The organism is Tateyamaria omphalii (assembly GCF_014651375.1).
In the GTDB taxonomy this organism is placed as follows: Bacteria; Pseudomonadota; Alphaproteobacteria; order Rhodobacterales; family Rhodobacteraceae; genus Tateyamaria; species Tateyamaria omphalii.
Genome location: NZ_BMWT01000002.1, coordinates 684,664 through 700,842 on the forward strand (window position 1 = coordinate 684,664; position 16,179 = coordinate 700,842).

24 protein-coding genes are annotated in these 16,179 nt (G+C 60.2%); 11 read left to right on the forward strand and 13 right to left on the reverse strand.

What is annotated here, in order from left to right; translation table 11 throughout:
* Positions 1-6 precede the first annotated feature (6 nt).
* From IE087_RS08955 to IE087_RS08990, 8 genes are all read right to left on the reverse strand, one after another.
* A complete protein-coding gene (locus tag IE087_RS08955; protein ID WP_189368966.1) occupies positions 7-237 on the reverse strand; it encodes a winged helix DNA-binding protein in 231 nt (76 codons plus the stop codon).
* Between the two features lie 443 nt (positions 238-680).
* Positions 681-1,391 (reverse strand): alpha/beta fold hydrolase, encoded by a 711-nt coding sequence (locus tag IE087_RS08960; protein WP_189368967.1) that lies wholly within the window; start codon positions 1,389-1,391, stop codon positions 681-683.
* A gap of 96 nt (positions 1,392-1,487) precedes the next feature.
* Complete coding sequence (locus IE087_RS08965) at positions 1,488-2,537, reverse strand: transporter substrate-binding domain-containing protein (RefSeq protein ID WP_189368968.1); 1,050 nt, start codon at positions 2,535-2,537, stop codon at positions 1,488-1,490.
* Complete coding sequence (locus IE087_RS08970; RefSeq protein WP_189368969.1) at positions 2,537-3,604, reverse strand: transporter substrate-binding domain-containing protein; 1,068 nt, start codon at positions 3,602-3,604, stop codon at positions 2,537-2,539. The genes IE087_RS08965 and IE087_RS08970 overlap by 1 nt, the downstream gene beginning before the upstream one ends.
* Positions 3,605-3,726: 122 nt before the next feature.
* Complete coding sequence (locus IE087_RS08975; RefSeq protein ID WP_189369307.1) at positions 3,727-4,341, reverse strand: hypothetical protein; 615 nt, start codon at positions 4,339-4,341, stop codon at positions 3,727-3,729.
* 18 nt (positions 4,342-4,359) lie between these two features.
* A complete protein-coding gene (locus IE087_RS08980) occupies positions 4,360-4,788 on the reverse strand; it encodes a VOC family protein (RefSeq protein ID WP_189368970.1) in 429 nt (142 codons plus the stop codon).
* A 1-nt stretch (position 4,789) separates the two neighbouring features.
* The gene (locus IE087_RS08985) at positions 4,790-5,770 is read right to left on the reverse strand and encodes an alpha/beta hydrolase (RefSeq protein WP_189368971.1); all 981 of its coding nucleotides are present in this window, start codon (positions 5,768-5,770) and stop codon (positions 4,790-4,792) included.
* Positions 5,767-6,519 (reverse strand): alpha/beta fold hydrolase, encoded by a 753-nt coding sequence (locus IE087_RS08990; RefSeq protein ID WP_189368972.1) that lies wholly within the window; start codon positions 6,517-6,519, stop codon positions 5,767-5,769. Before IE087_RS08990 ends, IE087_RS08985 begins: the two co-directional genes overlap by 4 nt.
* 122 nt (positions 6,520-6,641) lie before the next feature.
* On the opposite strand from IE087_RS08990, the gene IE087_RS08995 reads away from it, so the two are divergent.
* The 4 genes from IE087_RS08995 to IE087_RS09005 all read left to right on the forward strand — a co-directional run bounded on the left by IE087_RS08995 (position 6,642) and on the right by IE087_RS09005 (position 8,496).
* Entirely contained in the window at positions 6,642-7,415 is a 774-nt protein-coding gene (locus IE087_RS08995; protein ID WP_189368973.1) for an ArsR/SmtB family transcription factor, read from the forward strand.
* 3 nt (positions 7,416-7,418) lie between these two features.
* Entirely contained in the window at positions 7,419-7,835 is a 417-nt protein-coding gene (locus IE087_RS09000; RefSeq protein WP_189368974.1) for an MAPEG family protein, read from the forward strand.
* Positions 7,835-7,957 (forward strand): hypothetical protein, encoded by a 123-nt coding sequence (locus IE087_RS23675; RefSeq protein WP_268244639.1) that lies wholly within the window; start codon positions 7,835-7,837, stop codon positions 7,955-7,957. The genes IE087_RS09000 and IE087_RS23675 overlap by 1 nt, the downstream gene beginning before the upstream one ends.
* A 74-nt stretch (positions 7,958-8,031) precedes the next feature.
* Positions 8,032-8,496 carry a GNAT family N-acetyltransferase gene (locus IE087_RS09005; protein ID WP_189368975.1) on the forward strand — a complete coding sequence of 155 codons (465 nt, stop codon included), beginning with the start codon at positions 8,032-8,034 and terminating at the stop codon, positions 8,494-8,496.
* On the opposite strand, the gene IE087_RS09010 is transcribed toward IE087_RS09005, so the two are convergent.
* Positions 8,481-8,693, reverse strand: coding sequence for a hypothetical protein (locus IE087_RS09010; protein WP_189368976.1), 213 nt, complete (start codon positions 8,691-8,693; stop codon positions 8,481-8,483). The two genes, IE087_RS09005 and IE087_RS09010, sit on opposite strands and share 16 nt — an antisense overlap.
* 270 nt (positions 8,694-8,963) lie before the next feature.
* On the opposite strand from IE087_RS09010, the gene thrS reads away from it, so the two are divergent.
* From thrS to IE087_RS09035, 5 genes are all read left to right on the forward strand, one after another.
* Positions 8,964-10,922: a threonine--tRNA ligase gene (gene thrS, locus IE087_RS09015; RefSeq protein WP_189368977.1), complete on the forward strand. Its 1,959-nt coding sequence runs from the start codon at positions 8,964-8,966 to the stop codon at positions 10,920-10,922.
* 191 nt (positions 10,923-11,113) lie between these two features.
* A complete protein-coding gene (locus IE087_RS09020; protein ID WP_189368978.1) occupies positions 11,114-11,422 on the forward strand; it encodes a BufA1 family periplasmic bufferin-type metallophore in 309 nt (102 codons plus the stop codon).
* A gap of 77 nt (positions 11,423-11,499) precedes the next feature.
* Positions 11,500-12,360 (forward strand): MNIO family bufferin maturase, encoded by an 861-nt coding sequence (gene bufB, locus IE087_RS09025; RefSeq protein WP_189368979.1) that lies wholly within the window; start codon positions 11,500-11,502, stop codon positions 12,358-12,360.
* A gap of 4 nt (positions 12,361-12,364) precedes the next feature.
* Complete coding sequence (locus IE087_RS09030; protein WP_189368980.1) at positions 12,365-13,123, forward strand: HvfC/BufC N-terminal domain-containing protein; 759 nt, start codon at positions 12,365-12,367, stop codon at positions 13,121-13,123.
* 4 nt (positions 13,124-13,127) lie between these two features.
* Positions 13,128-13,691: a DoxX family membrane protein gene (locus IE087_RS09035; RefSeq protein WP_189368981.1), complete on the forward strand. Its 564-nt coding sequence runs from the start codon at positions 13,128-13,130 to the stop codon at positions 13,689-13,691.
* On the opposite strand, the gene IE087_RS09040 is transcribed toward IE087_RS09035, so the two are convergent.
* Entirely contained in the window at positions 13,688-14,005 is a 318-nt protein-coding gene (locus IE087_RS09040; protein WP_189368982.1) for an arsenate reductase family protein, read from the reverse strand. The two genes, IE087_RS09035 and IE087_RS09040, sit on opposite strands and share 4 nt — an antisense overlap.
* A 189-nt stretch (positions 14,006-14,194) precedes the next feature.
* Between IE087_RS09040 and IE087_RS09045 the strand changes: the two genes are divergently transcribed.
* On the forward strand, positions 14,195-14,401 hold the full coding sequence (locus tag IE087_RS09045; RefSeq protein WP_039682550.1) for a cold-shock protein: 207 nt from the start codon (positions 14,195-14,197) through the stop codon (positions 14,399-14,401).
* 69 nt (positions 14,402-14,470) lie between these two features.
* On the opposite strand, the gene IE087_RS09050 is transcribed toward IE087_RS09045, so the two are convergent.
* Positions 14,471-14,758 (reverse strand): hypothetical protein, encoded by a 288-nt coding sequence (locus tag IE087_RS09050; protein WP_229801315.1) that lies wholly within the window; start codon positions 14,756-14,758, stop codon positions 14,471-14,473.
* A 169-nt stretch (positions 14,759-14,927) separates the two neighbouring features.
* Between IE087_RS09050 and IE087_RS09055 the strand changes: the two genes are divergently transcribed.
* Positions 14,928-15,167, forward strand: a complete 240-nt coding sequence (locus tag IE087_RS09055) for a hypothetical protein (RefSeq protein ID WP_189368983.1) — start codon at positions 14,928-14,930, stop codon at positions 15,165-15,167.
* Here the strand turns inward: IE087_RS09055 and IE087_RS09060 are convergent.
* Together IE087_RS09060 and IE087_RS09065 are read right to left on the reverse strand one after the other, a co-directional pair.
* Complete coding sequence (locus IE087_RS09060) at positions 15,164-15,439, reverse strand: hypothetical protein (protein WP_189368984.1); 276 nt, start codon at positions 15,437-15,439, stop codon at positions 15,164-15,166. The genes IE087_RS09055 and IE087_RS09060 overlap by 4 nt on opposite strands.
* A gap of 64 nt (positions 15,440-15,503) precedes the next feature.
* Positions 15,504-15,824 (reverse strand): TraR/DksA family transcriptional regulator, encoded by a 321-nt coding sequence (locus IE087_RS09065; RefSeq protein WP_189368985.1) that lies wholly within the window; start codon positions 15,822-15,824, stop codon positions 15,504-15,506.
* Between the last annotated feature and the right edge of the window lie 355 nt (positions 15,825-16,179).

Here is a 16,179-nt window from a genome sequence, read left to right on the forward strand (position 1 = left end):
GAACGTTCAATTTTCGCTGGTACGCACGCTGTCGGGGGTCGAGGCCGCCAGCAAACGCTCTTTCAAAACATTGATAACATCCTGCGCCGTTTCAATATCGGCGGGGGATAAACCCTTAGACAAATCGTTCACCCAATGGGTCTGTATTGCGATCGCGTCGTCATACAGGTGTTTGCCTTTTACTGTGACGCCGACAAGATGCGCCTGCTTGTGATGCGGGTTTTGGGTGGACTTCAACGATCCCCTCTTTCTTGAGTTCGCTGACGATGCGGTGAACGCCCATCGTACGCGCATGCCATGCAAAGGTCTGTTGATCCTGTTGCCAGCGGCATGATTTCTCGCTGGCAAGGCTTCAGCCGCCGCATTTGACGGGACATTCTGCATCGTTCAGGCAGTTGAATTGGTCGCCGGTTCCGTAAGCCTGACCATGATGGGATTGAACATCCGCGATGGTCTGAAAATGACTGGCAAGATCAAGCGCTACACCTGACAACTTGTCTTGAGGCGCATTCCTTAAAGAAACCGAACTCCTTCGAGGCTCAGCCTATCTTTCCACCGGTTAAAATTCACACAAGGCAACGCGCGCAGGGTCAGTCCGTTGATATCATGGGACATTGTCAAAATCCTTGAAATGTCATCACCGCATCGCACCCGTTGTCCCCGCGGGGACAAACCCGGTCTCAGCGCAATACCAACGGCTGTTTCAGCCAGTCTCGCAGCGCTTGTGTCGTCTCCGCCGGTGCTTCAAGCGTCGGCAGGTGCCCGGCATCGTCCAAGACTTTCAGTTCGGCCCCCGGGATTAATTCCGCCATGAATGTATGGCGTTTGACCGGACATAATTCATCATGCGCCCCGCACAGAACAAGCGTTGGAACCTTGCACTTCCGCAGTGTCCCCTGCTGGTCCCGGCGGCGTTGCAGCGCACGGGACTGGCGGACGAATACCTCTGGCCCAAGGGCCTCTGCCATGTCCATCACCAGATCCAGGATCTCGTTCACGTAGGGACCGGGCGCGAGGTAGTTCGGCTTCATCTCGTCCCGCATCACGTCATGCATCCGCCCCGTCCGGACCTTCACGATCTGCGGTTCACGAGCAGCCGCGACCTGCGGCGTTTCAGCCAGCGGGTTCGTATCCATCAACGCCAACCGGGTCACACGGTCGGGCGCACGGCGCAGGATTTCCATCGCAACGATCCCGCCCATCGACAACCCCGCCAACGCAAAGCGCTGGGGAAGTTCATCCAGCAGACCGCTTGCGATCTCTTCGATCCGTTCCCCGCGGGTAACGGGCGACACCATCACCGAAAACTCGGAGGACAATTCGGCGATCTGCGGGCCAAAGAGCCGCGCGTCACACATCATTCCGGGAAGAAAAACAAGGGGCTCAGCCATGCCCCTGCCCTGCCATTCGCGCCATCTGCTGCCTGCTGATTAACGTTTTGTTTACCATGGCCTGCCACGCGAGCGGCGGCAAGCCCTGCCGGTCCGTCAACTCTTGATTTGGTCCCAAAAGAGCGCGAGGTGGCGGCTGACAATCTCGTTGTAGCGGTCGCTTTGTTTGAGTTTCGCAAGCCCCGCGTTGAACCGGTATAGATGCGCGGTCCCGCGCCAGTGTTTCTTGGAAATCAGCACATGCAGCCCCTCGATGGACACGGGCCGGGACAAGGGCGCGACCTTGTCCGTCAGTCCCATCTCGAACATCTTTTGCACGCCCAAAAACTCATTCAAGGCCACGGCATCCACCTCACCCGCAACAAGCATGTCGAAGCAATCATCCGGTGTGGCAGGTTGCTCCAACGTCACCAGCCCATCGCTCAGCCAGCGGCGATCGGCGCGATCCAAGTCGTGGGTGAAATACCCGGCAGGCCGGCACAGGGTTTTTCCGTGCAAGTCCGCGTCCTGCGCGAAGGTGAACCTGTCGTCGGCACGGGCAAACAGAAGGATGACCAGATCAACAAGCGGTTCGGAGAAATGGAAATTCGCGCACCGTTCATTGGACGGATTCCCTGCGCAGTCCGGCTTGAACCACGGGAACCCCATGTCAAACTCCTTGCTGTCGAGCATCGGAAAGAGGTGTTTGGACCAGTCATTTTCCCACTCAATGGAATAGGTGAGCGGGTTCGGCGTCTCCTCAAACGCGGCATTGACCAGCTCGGTCAACATCCCCTGCCCCGGCCAATCCAGATCGGTGAAAGGGGCGTAGTTCGAGGCGGTGACCAGCTTGATCTCGGCCTCGTCTTTTTGCTGTAGGGGTTTGGGGTCCGCCTGAACTGTTGGCGCTGGCGCCTGAGGTTGTGCGGCACCTTCGGGGCACGGGATCGTCAGCACCGTGCCTGCGGGCAGATCCAGCAGGCTGCCGCCCTGAATGTCCGGGTTGTTATAGAAGATCAGCGACCAGCGTGACAGATCGCCAAGCTGCTCTTCGGCAATCGAAAAAAGCGTATCCCCCGGCGCCACGACCAGAGACGGCTGGCACGCCATGGCCGCCGAGCCAAATCCCAAAAACGCGACTGTCGAGACAGCGAGACGACCCGACATCAGAAATCAGCCCAAATCTTTGACATGTGCCGGTCAATGACCTGCTGGTACTCACCTGAGAGCTTGATCGCATCCAGCCCACCGTTGATCGTGGACAAGAGCGCATCAGCATTTGGGTGATCCTTGTGTACGAGGACGTGTAGCCCTTCGATAGACACCGGGCGGCCCTGCACCACTTCAACCTGATCCTTCAGGCCCAGATCCTTGATCGCGGCGCGGCCCGTGAATTCGTTCATCGCAACGGCGTCCACTTCACCTGCGACCAGCATGTCAAAGCAGCCTTTCACCGTTTGAGGCTGCTTCAGGGTGATCTTGCCATCTGTGATCCAGCGCCGGTCGGCGCGGTCCAGATCGTGGGTGAAGTATCCTGCGGGACGACACAGCGTGCGCCCTTCGATATCGCTATCCTGCGCAAAGGGGATGGGCCGCGTTTTGTCCACGAAGAGCAGGATCAGCATCTCGAACATCGGGTCCGAGAAGTGGAAATTCGTGCAGCGGTAATTGTCCGGAGAACCTGCGCAATCGGGTTTGTACCAGGGAAAGGCCATGTCCATCATGGCGCTGCTCATCAGCGGGTCCAGATGCGAAGACCAATCATTGACCCAGTGCACACGGAAATTGTCATTTGATTGCGAACTGCGCATCGCTGTGTGGACGACATCCGTAATGAGCCCTTCGTTTTCAAGGGCTTGGTCGGTGAAAGGGGCAAAGTCACCGGCCGTGACGATATTGATCGACTGTTCGAGTTTACGCCGCGTGGGTGCTGCCGCCGCCTGTGCGACCGGGGCGGCGGTTGCCGTCGCCCCCGGAAGACCGACCGGCAGACCGTCGATACAGCCCAGCCGCAACTCCATTCCCACCCGTAGGGCGTCTGGGTTCTCACCGATGACAGACAGGTTGTTGCGGTGCACCTCGGTCCACTTGGTCGCGTTCTTGTACTGCTGATCCGCGATCACAGACAGGCTGTCGCCCCGTTCCACTGTGTAGACGCCGCCGCATGCCTGTGCAGCAACCGTTGTGGCCGTCGCTGCAAATGCCAGCGCCGCCGCCCCCAAGAATCGTTTCATTGCCTGTTCCCCCAGGTGTATTAGGGCGCAAAATCCCTTATTTTGCTGGGCTCCGTCAACTCACAAACCAGATATTGGGCCAAAGTATACAGGTTGACAGTCTGGGCGTGGTGCCCACCGCATCAGGGGTAAGCGATTCCGCGGAATGGTGGGAAGTCGGCATAGCGGCGCTGCCTTTGCTCCAGCGGCTCTGCCGGGTCGTTCCCGCGCCGCAGAAGCAGACCCTTGGGCGCGATATAGCTGCCAATCATGCGGTGTGGCGTTGGGCGCCAATCGAGATTGAAGGCGCAGAGTTTTGGAAAGAACCACATGCCGGAATAGGGCAAATAGTCATGAACCCACCATGCCAGATCGCGCCAGTCACGCCCCTGTTCGTATTGGTCGGTGAACCATGGTATCACCAGTGATGTGCCCGCGATGGCCGCATCCCCCTGCCCCCAATCCCAGATGTGGCATTCGATCGGGTTGTCGTTGCGGGCGCAGTTCAGCCTGTTTTCATTGCCGTACTGGTTGAGTTCCGGCGAGCGGTAGCCGGAGCGGATGGCAAGCCTGCCAAAGGTTTCTTCGAGCGGGTCGAGCAATTGGGTGCAGAGCTGTTTGCCATGGGCGATTGCAAGGTCCGGGTCCCGGGGCAGGTTCTGGATTTCGTGGTAGTTGCCGATTTCCGAGTAGAGGAAGTCGCGCATGTAGAAGTGTTTGGACAGCCGCACGCGGCCAAGGCTTTCAAGGCTCCACATGCTGCCGGGGCGGCGCATTCAGGCGGCCCCGTTCCATTGGAATTCGCCGTTTGGCCCAAGCGGGGAGAACGGGTTGTAGGCGATTTCCCAGATGTGCCCTTCGGGATCAGCGAAGTAGCCGTGGTGGCCGCCCCAGAACACGTCCTGGGTCGGTTTGAGGATCTTGGCCCCTGCTGCCTCGGCCCGCGCGAGGAGCGGTGCAACGTCGGTCTTTTCCGGTACGTTGTGTGCAAGGGTTATGGCGCCGCGCCCAAGTTGATCGATGGGCAGTCCGATCTCGTCTGCCAGAGCTTGCAGCGGGTATAGGCCGAGCGTCTGTCCGATCAGGTTGAAAGCGATAACCCCATCGGGGCTGTCGACCCTTTGCCAGCCCAGCGCCTCGTAAAACGCCGCCAGCTTTTCCATGTCGCGGGCACCGAGTGTGATGAGCGAGACGCGTTGGTCCATATCAGTTCTCCAATGTGGCAATCCAGTCGAGCATACCCTCCACTGTTGCCATGGTCTGGCCAGAGGACATGATATCGCCCGCTATCACATGGCTCTGCGGGTCGTCCTGCGCGCCCATGGTTGGGTTGACCGTGTGGGTGGGTGCGCCCCATGCGTTTGCCACTTGCGCCGTCAGGTCCGGGCGGACGACTTCGTCGGCTTCCGAGTACCAGAAGAGCGCAGGAATCGTTTGGGTGCTATGGTCCATGTCGGCGACCGCGTCGATCAGAGCTGCCATCGGCATGACGGCGACGCTTGGATATTCGGTTGTCCAGTATAGCGCATGTTCTTCGTTGCGCGGCGTGAAGCTGCGCCGCTCACCTGCCAGCGGGGGTAGCCAGTGGCGCGCGGCAGGCCAGCTGAGCAGTTTGGCGAGCGGGTTGCTGAGCCCGAAATTGGGCGAGACGAGGATGAGGCCCGCGACGTTTTCCATGAGGTCCGCGTTTTGGGCTGTGGCCGTGACGAGGGTGCCGCCGGTGGAGGTCGACAGGATCAGCACCTTGGCCCCGGCTTGTCGGGCGGCGGCGAGCCCTTCGGCCAGATCGTTGACCCAGCCTTGGACGGTGCCTTCGGCAAGCGCGTCGCTGCTGCGCCCGTGGCCTTGGAGCCTTGTGTAGATCAGGTTTGCGCCCAGCGCCTCGGCGATGCGGTCGGGGACGGGGCGGATTTCTTCGGAGGTGGCGGAGAAGCCGTGGACGTAGAGGATGGACCAGTCGGTTTTGGTCTCCGCTTCACCAGCCCAGACGATCCGCTTTTCCGTGCCGGGGGTGATGTCGTCGAACCGGCTTTCGACGTTTGCGAAATGTGCGTCGAGGTCCGCGCCTATCTCGGTGATCGTGGGGGTCAGTAGCGCCTTTTCGTGGGGGCCGAAAAGCCACAGGCCTGCGATCAGTAGGACGAGGATCAGGAGGATGCGCCCGAGCGCCTTGCCGAAGGTTTTCATGTGGTTGCGTCCAGAATATCGGTGATGGCGTCTTCGATCAGGCCGAGGCAGGGGCCGTCGGAGAAGCGGTGGTCGGCGTCTTTGACCAGGTTCAGATGCATGTCTGGACAGTCGGCGTGGTTCAGAAGGCGGATGGCGGTTTCGGTCGTGACCGCGGTGTCGGCGGTGCCTTGGAGGCAGCGGACAGGGAACGGCAGCGGCAGCCGGCCGCGTAAGACGAGGTTGTTACGTCCGTCTTCGATCAGGCGTTTGGTGATGATGTAGGGTTCCATGTAGTCCGAGGGCATGGCGATCTGGCCTTCAGCTTCCAGAGTTGCCTTCTGCGCGTCAGTAAACGAGGCCCAATAGCCGTCCTCGGTGAAGTCGGGGGCGGCGGCAATGGTTACCAGTCCCACCACCCGCTCCGGGTGAGAACGTGCGTAGAGCAGAGATTGCCAGCCGCCCATGGAGCTGCCCACCACGATCAGCTTGCCGTTCGTCAGGGTGTTTAGAGCGTGGGCCGTATCCTCGGCCCAGTCACCAATACACCCCTCTTCGAAGGTGCCGGAGCTTTCACCGTGGCCGGAATAGTCGAACCGCAGGAACGCGCGGCCTTGGGCGCGACACCAGGCTTCGAGGTGGATGGCTTTGGTCCCTTCCATATCAGACTTCAGCCCACCTAGGAACACGACCCATGGCCCTGTTCCCTCGCTCCGATGATAGGCGAGCCGCCGCCCTTGTGGCGTGTCGAGATAGTCTGGTCCGCTCATGTCCCCTCCCCTTCGTTTGGCGGATCATCTGCAAGCACGCCGCATCTGTCCATCCTGACGCTGGGGGATTTTTATAAGTGACTATCTTGTCACGTGACTAAAGAATCACATATAGAACTCCCATGGATGATCTGTTCAAAGCCTTGTCAGACCCCGCCCGCCGCACGCTGCTGGACAGCCTACGGGATCGAGACGGTCAGACCCTACAGGATTTGCAGGGGCTGCTCGACATGACCCGGTTCGGGGTCATGAAGCATCTGGGTGTTCTGGAAGAGGCCGGATTGATCACCACAAAGAAGGTGGGGCGCTTCAAGCACCACTACCTCAACGCCCTGCCCTTGCAGGAAGCGATTGACCGTTGGATCGACCCGTATCGGGTGAAACCTGCGGCCCGAGCGGTACTCGACCTCAAATATCAGCTTGAAGACGAAGGAGACCCCGAGATGTCGAAACCCGATTTCGTGATGGAGACGTATATCAAGACCACGCAGGACCGTTTGTGGGACGTGCTGCTGGATGAAGATGCAATCCCGCATTACCACTTCATCTGCAGCAAGGCGACGCGCAACGGCGATGCCATCACCATGCACTTTCCCGACGGTTCACCCATGCTGACCAATCGGCTGCTGTCATCCGACCCCAAAAGCCGTCAGGAATGGACATTCGAGCCGCATTGGGATCCGACAACCGACATTCCAGCCAGCCGCGTTATCTATCTGCTGAAAAACGAAGGCGAGTTCATCCGCCTGACAGTCGAGCATTATGAACTGGGTGAACCTGCCGTACCCGGCGAGGGTGTCGCCGATGGGTGGGTGCGTTGGGCCGCGGGCCTCAAAACCTGGATTGAGACGGGTGAAGACGCCCATATCGGCCCGATGGACGGGGCGGAGGCGTAGAACATGCCAACCGAGCTTGTCATTCTAGGTGTGTTGGCAGTGATGGCCGTCTCGCTCTGGATTCCATACATCGTTGGGGTCAACACAGCGCCCGAGGGTTCAATCCCCGCAGACGCGCCGGACGGGTTCATAATACCGCCTGATCCGAATGTGCACCGTCCCTGGGTTCGGCGTGCGTACCGGGCACATCTGAACCTTCTGGAACAATCCGTACCCTTCGCCATCTTAGTGTTTCTGGTGGACCGGGCGGACGGGTTCACGGCGCTCACCCTTTGGGCCAGCATCGCCTTTCTGCTGCTGCGTATCGCTCATGCCGTGGGTTACATCACCGGAACAGCCCGTTTCCCAGCGCGCCCATTGATCTTTACCGCCGGATGGATCTGTTGCCTGTTGATGGCGTGGGCATTTTTTGCCGCTTGATGCCAATCCGCGCCCTTGACGGGCGCGGATTTGCCGGTTTCAGTGTGCACATGAGCAACCGCATTGCACATCGCTATTACTTTGGCACGCATTCCTTGCGTGCTTTTGGTGTGCCTGCATAGACCACCCAAAGCCGCGTTCGAGCGGCTTTTCCCCTGCCTCCCCGAACGCGGCGCGTTTGAAAAAGGAGGCAGAGATGCCCATCACCATACGAAAGATGACCGAGGCCGACGTGCCGCAGGTCGTGACGATGATCAACGGATTGGCCGCGTGCCACGATGACGTGCCGGATATTGATGCTGAACGGTTGGCACGTGATGCGTTGGGGCCCCATCCCTGGGCCACTGTTTTGGTGGCCGATGGTGGATCGCAGCTGTTGGGCTATGCCGCTCTTTTGCCCATGGCGCAGCTGCAATTCGGGGTGCGCGGGATGGACATGCACCATCTGTTCGTCTGTCGGCATGCGCGTGGCAACGGCGTGGGTGCGGCCCTTGTGCGCGCCTGTCAGGCAGAGGCACGGGCGCAAGACTGCAGCTTCATGACCGTGGGCACACATCCCGACAACCGGAAGGCTGGCAAGTTCTATGAACGAGAAGGGTTCCTGCGCCGCAGCGGCACGGGGCCGCGGTTCAGTCTGCGGCTGGATCAGCCGCCGACATAGGGCCCTTTGGCGGGGCGGTAGAACGTCTTTTGATTGTGCAGCCGCCCCAGCAGATCATGGATCTGGCGAACATTGTCATTGGCGGCCTTTTCGGCAAGGTCGTCATTGATGGCAGCGTTTTTGGACGCGCGCAGCGCATCCTCGATCAGGTCCAGGTCTTCAACGGACAGTTCAAACGTCTTGTTGTACTTGGGCACTGCGCGTTCCTCTCGCGATCAGAAGTTTCCGATAGTGAACACCTCTTTAATTATGGATTCGCGCGGGCGCGTCCAGTGCAAATAGTCGCAAATCGACAGTTTTTTGTCGCTTTTTCGGCATGCCTTTGTATGCCGGACAATGGGCGCCTCAAAATCTGGCAACGCATGTGCCATGCGCCTTGACGATATGGGTCCGCCCTGTCACATCGCACGTACACATACCCTAGCAACCGGGCGTTCCGTGGGCGCCAAACTGACGAGGATGCCGATATGGCCAAAGATCAGCACCAGATTTCCCTTACTTTTCCCGACGGCAATGCGCGCGCCTTTGACGCGGGCATCACCCCTGCCGCCGTGGCAGAGAGCATTTCCAAGAGCCTGTCCAAGAAAGCCATCAGTGCGACCGTAGATGGCCAGCACTGGGATTTGCAGTGGCCCATTGAGTCCGATGCACAGATCGCCATCCACACCATGCAGGATGAGGAACAGGCCAATGAGTTGGTCCGCCACGATCTGGCCCACATCATGGCCCGCGCCGTGCAGGAGATCTGGCCCGACACCAAGGTCACCATCGGCCCGGTGATCGAGAACGGCTGGTATTACGACTTTGACCGGGAAGAACCGTTTACCCCCGAAGACCTCGGCCTCATCGAGAAGAAAATGAAGGAGATCATCAACAAGCGTGATCCAGTCACCACCGAGGTGTGGGACCGCGATGTGGCGATCAAGTGTTATGAGGACCGGGGCGAGCCGTACAAGGTCGAGTTGATCGAGAGCATTCCGGGTGACGAGCCGCTGCGCATGTACTGGCATGGCGACTGGCAAGACCTGTGCCGTGGTCCGCACCTGCAGCACACCGGACAGGTGCCGGGTGATGCGTTCAAGCTGATGTCCATCGCAGGTGCCTATTGGCGCGGAGATTCAAAGCGCGCGATGTTGCAACGAATCTACGGCGTGGCCTTTACCGGCAAGGAAAAGCTGCGCGCGCATCTGAACATGCTGGAGGAAGCGGCCAAGCGCGACCACCGCAAGCTGGGCCGCGAGATGGACCTGTTCCACATGCAGGAGGAGGCGCCCGGCCAGATCTTTTGGCACCCGAACGGGTGGACCATCTACACCGAGCTGCAGGACTATGTCCGTCGCAAGCAGAAGGTTGGTGGTTATGTGGAGGTGAACACCCCGCAGGTGGTGAACCGGAACCTGTGGGAAAAGTCGGGGCACTGGGAGAAGTACCAGGAAAACATGTTCATCGTCGAAGTGGACGAGGACAATGCCCGCGAGAAGGCCGTCAACGCGCTGAAGCCGATGAACTGCCCTTGCCACGTGGAAATCTTCAAGCACGGGCTGAAGTCCTACCGCGACTTACCGCTACGCATGGCCGAGTTCGGGTCCTGCGCGCGCTACGAGCCTTCTGGCGCGCTGCACGGCATCATGCGGGTGCGCGGCTTTGCACAGGATGACGGGCACATCTTTGCGGAAGAAGGCCAGATCGGCAGCGAATGCGCGCGCTTCATCACCTTCCTGACCGACATGTACAAAGACCTCGGGTTCGAAAGCTTCTCGGTCAAGTTCTCGGATCGCCCCGAGACGCGTGCGGGGTCGGACGAAGTTTGGGACAAGGCCGAAGAAGCCCTGTTGACCGCAACCCAGGCGGCGGGCGTCGAGCCCGAGTTAAACCCCGGCGAGGGCGCCTTCTATGGTCCGAAGCTGGAGTTTGTTTTGACCGACGCGATCGGTCGCGATTGGCAGTGCGGCACCTTCCAGGTGGATTTCGTGCTGCCCGAGCGGCTGGACGCAACCTATATCGGTGCGGACGGGGCCAAGCACCGCCCCGTGATGCTGCACCGCGCAACCCTTGGGTCGTTCGAACGCTTCATCGGCATTCTGATCGAGGAACACGCGGGCAAGCTGCCCTTCTGGCTGGCCCCGCGCCAGGTGGTCGTTGCATCGATCACATCGGAAGCTGATGACTACGTGGCGGAGGTTGTAGAGACCCTGCGCGCCGCGGGCGTGCGAGCCGAACCAGACACGCGGAACGAAAAGATCAACTACAAGGTCCGCGAACACTCGGTCGGCAAGGTGCCGGTCATTCTTGCCGTCGGCGCGCGCGAGGTCGAAGAAAAGACAGTGTCCGTAAGGCGCTTGGGTGAGAAGCGGACAAGTGTGCATCCTCTCACAGAGGTTGCGGCAGAGCTTGGCGTTGAGGCCACCCCGCCGGACCTGCGCTGACGCAGAGCTTTGCAACATCTGCACACTAGTTTGCAACAATTGGGCCGAAATTCGCGTGGATTTCGGCCCTTTTTCTAACAACTGATAACGGCTCTGTGACACACGCGCTCGTGGGTGGTAACTTACCATCAGGCCGACCTATGTAAGGCTCACGACCGTACTGTAACCGATATCCGAAAGGGACGTTGAAGATGTCGAAGACCATGAAATCCGTTGCGATTGTTGGCGCAGTTGCCGCTGCAATGACCGCACACTCCACAACCACTGCATCCGCTGCGGGCAAAGAGAAATGCTATGGCATTTCGTTGGCTGGTGAAAACGACTGCGCCGCAGGCGCTGGCACCACCTGCGCCGGCACGTCGACTGTAGACTATCAGGGCAACGCCTGGACACTTGTTGACGCAGGCACCTGCGCCGAGATCGAACTGCCCGCACTGGCGGACGGCACGCCGCGTCAGGGTTCGCTGGAAGAGCTCGACCGCGACCTGCCCTCTGCATAAGGCGACGTCACACGCCTGCGCCGGACCCCACGCGGGCCCGGCGCACTATTTCCCAAAGACGCCCCGGAGGGCAAGACATGCTCGATGCGACATTGACACCGCCTCGCCTGCCGTCAGCCCCCGGCGTTGGGTACAAAGCCCAGCATTTCACCGAATTGCGGGCCGATCCCGGTCCGGTCAAATGGCTGGAAATTCACGCAGAAAACTACATGGGCGACGGTGGTCGACCACACGCGCAATTGGGCGCGCTGCGTGATGATTTTGCCATTTCTGTGCATGGCGTCGGTCTGTCGATCGGTGGCGAAGGTCGCCTTGATCCGGATCACCTTGCCCGTTTGCAGCACCTTGTTGGTTGGCTGGAACCCGCCAGCTTTTCCGAGCATCTGGCCTGGTCCACCCATGGCGCCGAGTTTCTGGATGACCTGCTGCCCCTGCCCTATACCGACGCGACCCTGACCCGCGTTGCGGATCACATAGACGAGGTGCAAGAGGCGCTCGGTCGTCGGATGCTGCTTGAGAACCCATCAAGCTACCTGGCTTTTGCCGAAAGCACGTGGTCCGAGACGGATTTCCTGGCCGAATTGGTGCGCCGCACAGGCTGCGGCCTATTGCTGGACGTGAACAACGTGTTCATCTCGGCCACCAATCTTGGCTACACGCCGCAATCCTATCTGGATGCCTATCCCCTGTCCGCCGTCGGTGAAATCCATATTGGCGGCCATGACGAGGATGAGGATGACCATGGCGCGCCGCTGCTGATCGACAGCCACGGGCGCGAAGCGGCCGAGCCCGTCTGGGCCTTGCTGGATCATGCGCTGGCGGGCACCGGTCCTGCCCCCGTTCTGGTCGAATGGGACAACGATGTTCCAGACTGGCCCACCCTGCGTGCCGAAGCTGATCGCGCTGCGGCCGCGCTGGCCACGATCAACGCCGGATAGCGCCATGGCAGCCTCGCAATCCGACTTTCGCGCGGCCCTTCTTGACCCCGACCGCCCCGTTCCGGACGGCCTGACGGACGGAGACGGAAACCCCACGACCCGCCGATTTTCTGTCTACCGCAACAATGTGACGGTCGCCCTGATCGACGCGATGCGCACAGGCTTTCCAGTTTTGGCGAAACTGTTGGGCGATCAGAATTTTGATCAGTTGGCCCGGCTTTTTGCGCGCGCCCATCCGCCTGCATCCCCGCTGATGATGCACTATGGAGAGGCGCTGCCTGCCTTTCTCGACGGGTTCGAGCCGCTGGCCCATATCGGCTATCTTTCGGATGTCGCACAACTGGAATTGGCGGTGCGCCAATCCTATCACGCGGCAGACAGCACACCGCTGGATGCGGCCCGGCTTGGCGCAGTTGCCCCCGATGTGTTGATGCGCACCCGCCTTCGGCTGGCCCCTGCCGTGCAATTCTTGTCGTCCCGCTGGCCGATCGTGGATATCTGGCGGTACAACATGGAAAACGGCGCGCAGAAGCCGCGTGGGATTGCGCAATCTGTCTTGATCACCCGCACGGAATTCGACCCCGAGCGCCATGCTATCTCGGACGCACAATTTGCATGGCTCAGTGCCATTCTTGCTGATGCCACATTGGAAGAGGCCGGAGATGCGGCCACGGAGATGGACCCCGAGTTTGACCTTGGCCCGTTGCTGACACTTCTGATCCAGCACAACGCCCTTACTGACATGATCACCCCAAAGGAATGACCCAATGACCGCCCTTTCCCGTGTGCACACCGCAATCTTTGGCCCAATTGAACGCGCTGACTGGTTGCTGCCGACCCTTGCCCGTTTTCTGTTTGCCGCAGTGCTGGCGGTCTATTTCTGGGTGTCCGGCATGACAAAGCTGGGTGACGGGATCTTTGGCGTGTTCCAACCGTCGTTGGGGGCCTATGCACAGATCTTTCCCAAGGTGATGGAGAATGTGGGCTATGACGTTACCCAGCTAAGCCTGTATCACTGGGCGGTTGTCACCGCCGGGACTGTGGCCGAGTTCATCCTGCCCTTGTTGATCATCATTGGTCTGTTCACGCGCCTCGCTTCGCTGGGCATGATCGGCTTCATTGTGGTGCAGTCGCTGACCGACTTGAACGGGCATGACAAATGGGGTGATGGGCTTGTTTTGGGCGCGTGGTTCGACGCGCCGTCCAACAGCCTGATCATGGACCAGCGTTCGTTGTGGGTGTTCCTGCTGCTGGTGCTGGTGGCCAAAGGGGCCGGGCCGCTGTCTTTTGACCGTGCCCTTGCCCCGAAACCTGCGTCTGACGCCGCTTAGGTCACGCCAAGCGCGGTCTGCACGTCCTTGGTCCAACCAAGATGCAGGCTGTCGCCATCCGCAACCAGCGGCCGTTTCATCAGTGTGGGGTGCACTGCAAGCAAATCCTGCGGTGCGCCTTGCCGCTCAGCATCGGAGAGGCCGCGCCACGTGGTGGACCTTGTATTCACCAGTTTGACGCCAAATGTCGCAAGGGCCGCGGCCATCACATCCGCGGGTACACCATCGGCCCGAACGTCCACAAAACGCGCCTCTGGCAACGCCTTGATTGCCTTGCGACAGGTGTCGCATGTTTTCAATCCGTATATTTCCATATCCACCTCTGCCGTTTGCGTTGAATTAAGCGGCAACCCGCGCGGATTACACCCCCCAACCTTGAATTTCGCGCCATAAGTGCAATCTCATTAAGTGGCGGCAGCGTCTGGATATTGCTGGCGTCATGACGGCCCCTGGCACGACGTTCCGCGTCGGGGGAGACTGCAAGGTAAAGGAGGCACGGGAACATGCCAACTGGCACCGTGAAGTGGTTCAACACCACTAAAGGCTACGGATTTATTGCTCCGGATGAGGGCGGCAAAGACGTTTTTGTACATATTTCAGCCGTCGAACGGTCCGGGCTTACCGGGCTGGCCGACAATCAAAAAGTCAGTTTCGAACTGCTGGAAGGCAGGGATGGGCGCCAGATGGCTGGCGAACTGAAACTGCTCTGACCCCCTGAGACACGCGATAAAGCGGCGCACGACCTTATCCTGCGCCGCTTGCATTGGTGAGCGTGGTGATCAGTTGAACGAGCAGCCCTTGGCGCCGACCGGGCAGCTGCTGTGGCGCGCGCGATGCCGTTTCTTGGCCGCTGCGTGAGCCAGTGCCTGTTGATAGCTGATGCCTTGGTTGGGACGACCACAGCAGATGGTGCCATCGATTGTCACGGGTTGCAGCCCGGTCGGGCAGTAATTGTGCTTGCTGTGAAAGGCGTAGATCTTGGGACCCGCCTGATCCTGCGCCAAGGCCGCCCCAGCCCCGAGAAGCGCAAAGGCCGCAGCGGCCGTCATCACTTTGGTGAATGGCATATCTTCCCTCATTCCTTCAACACACCACGAAATCTATGCAAACGATGCCGTTTGGCTGGTCACAAGTCCAGTTTTTTTGGCGGATCACACCACCGCACGCATGATTTACTCGGAATTTGCCGGTTTGTGGCTAGGCTGGAAACAGTCACCACAACCCACGGGTATACCGATGACCGAATTGATGCGCCTGCTGTCCCTCTACTACGCGTGCGAAGTGTCGGCGGAAACACAGTTCCCGTCGCCCAGCGAGTGGGCGCGCTGCATGGGGCATTACCACGCAGTGAAGGCGCATTTCGCGGGTGATTTGACGGGTCCACAGGCGCAGATCGAAGGGTACCGGGCGTGGAAAATGTGGGAAGAGGACAACGGCGCGCTGGTGGCCCAATTGCGCGATCGCGCAGCGCCCTAGGCCGGGTTTTTCACCTCGGACCAATGTTCGCCCATGGCCACGATGCACGACGTGCCGCTGGCATAACGGACCACCATGGTCCAGTCGCCACGGCTGTCCGTCCACACCTCCATCATCTCTTCGGGGCTACGCATGCCAGTTGCGGTGCGCGTGGTGCCGAATTGCTGTTTCAGCCTGGCTTGCATCTGGTCGGTTGGGGCGCAGATCACCTCGGCAATCGGGCTGGCGGCGAGGGGTGCGCCGAGCAGAAGACGAGGGATGATTTTCCACATATCCCAAAGATAGCAGCTTTCAGGCCATGTGACAGTTTTATGACGTGCTGTGGATAAACCGCTTTCAGCCGCGCGTGCAATCGAGACAGCGTGGAATGGTCGGATCCGCCATCAGGCGCTTTGCTTCGACGGGCTCACCACAATCGGTGCAATAGCCATATTCATAGTCATCGAGCCGTTTGAGGGCGGCAAGGATGCGCTGGCGTTCGGCATTGCGCATCCGGGCTTGGGCCTGCGCCATGGCCTGGTTCTGGAGCGCATCCATGCGGGAGAGACGCCCGACGGCCTGCTGGTCGAGTTCCACGGTGGCCTGGGCGTGTACGCCTGCGGCGTCCTCGGCATCGAGGGTTTCGAGGCGGGCGTGGAGTTGGGTGCGCGGGTCCATGGGGGAGCGTAGGCTTTGGAAGGTCCATGGCGCAAGGCCATCCCCCGTGGTGTGATATGCAGCGCATTTTGTGGAAGGTGCGAACGAGCGGCGCCCCGGGGCGCATTTCAATTGAGCGCTGAGCCGTGACAGCGCCGGACCGCGGGTTGGCGCGGCGACGGTGCTGCGGCGCGGTTTATGGTTGTCGTGTGAGTGAGTTTGGTGGGGCGGTGCGCTGGTGGGGATGTAGCGCCGGCCCGGGGGGCGGTCCGGCGCTGGCACGGCGGCCTTTGGCCTTGATTCCGTGCTTGGGGCGTTGATGGCGTCACAACATGATGCGGTACGACACGCTGTGTGCACCCTCCCTAGATGCGGC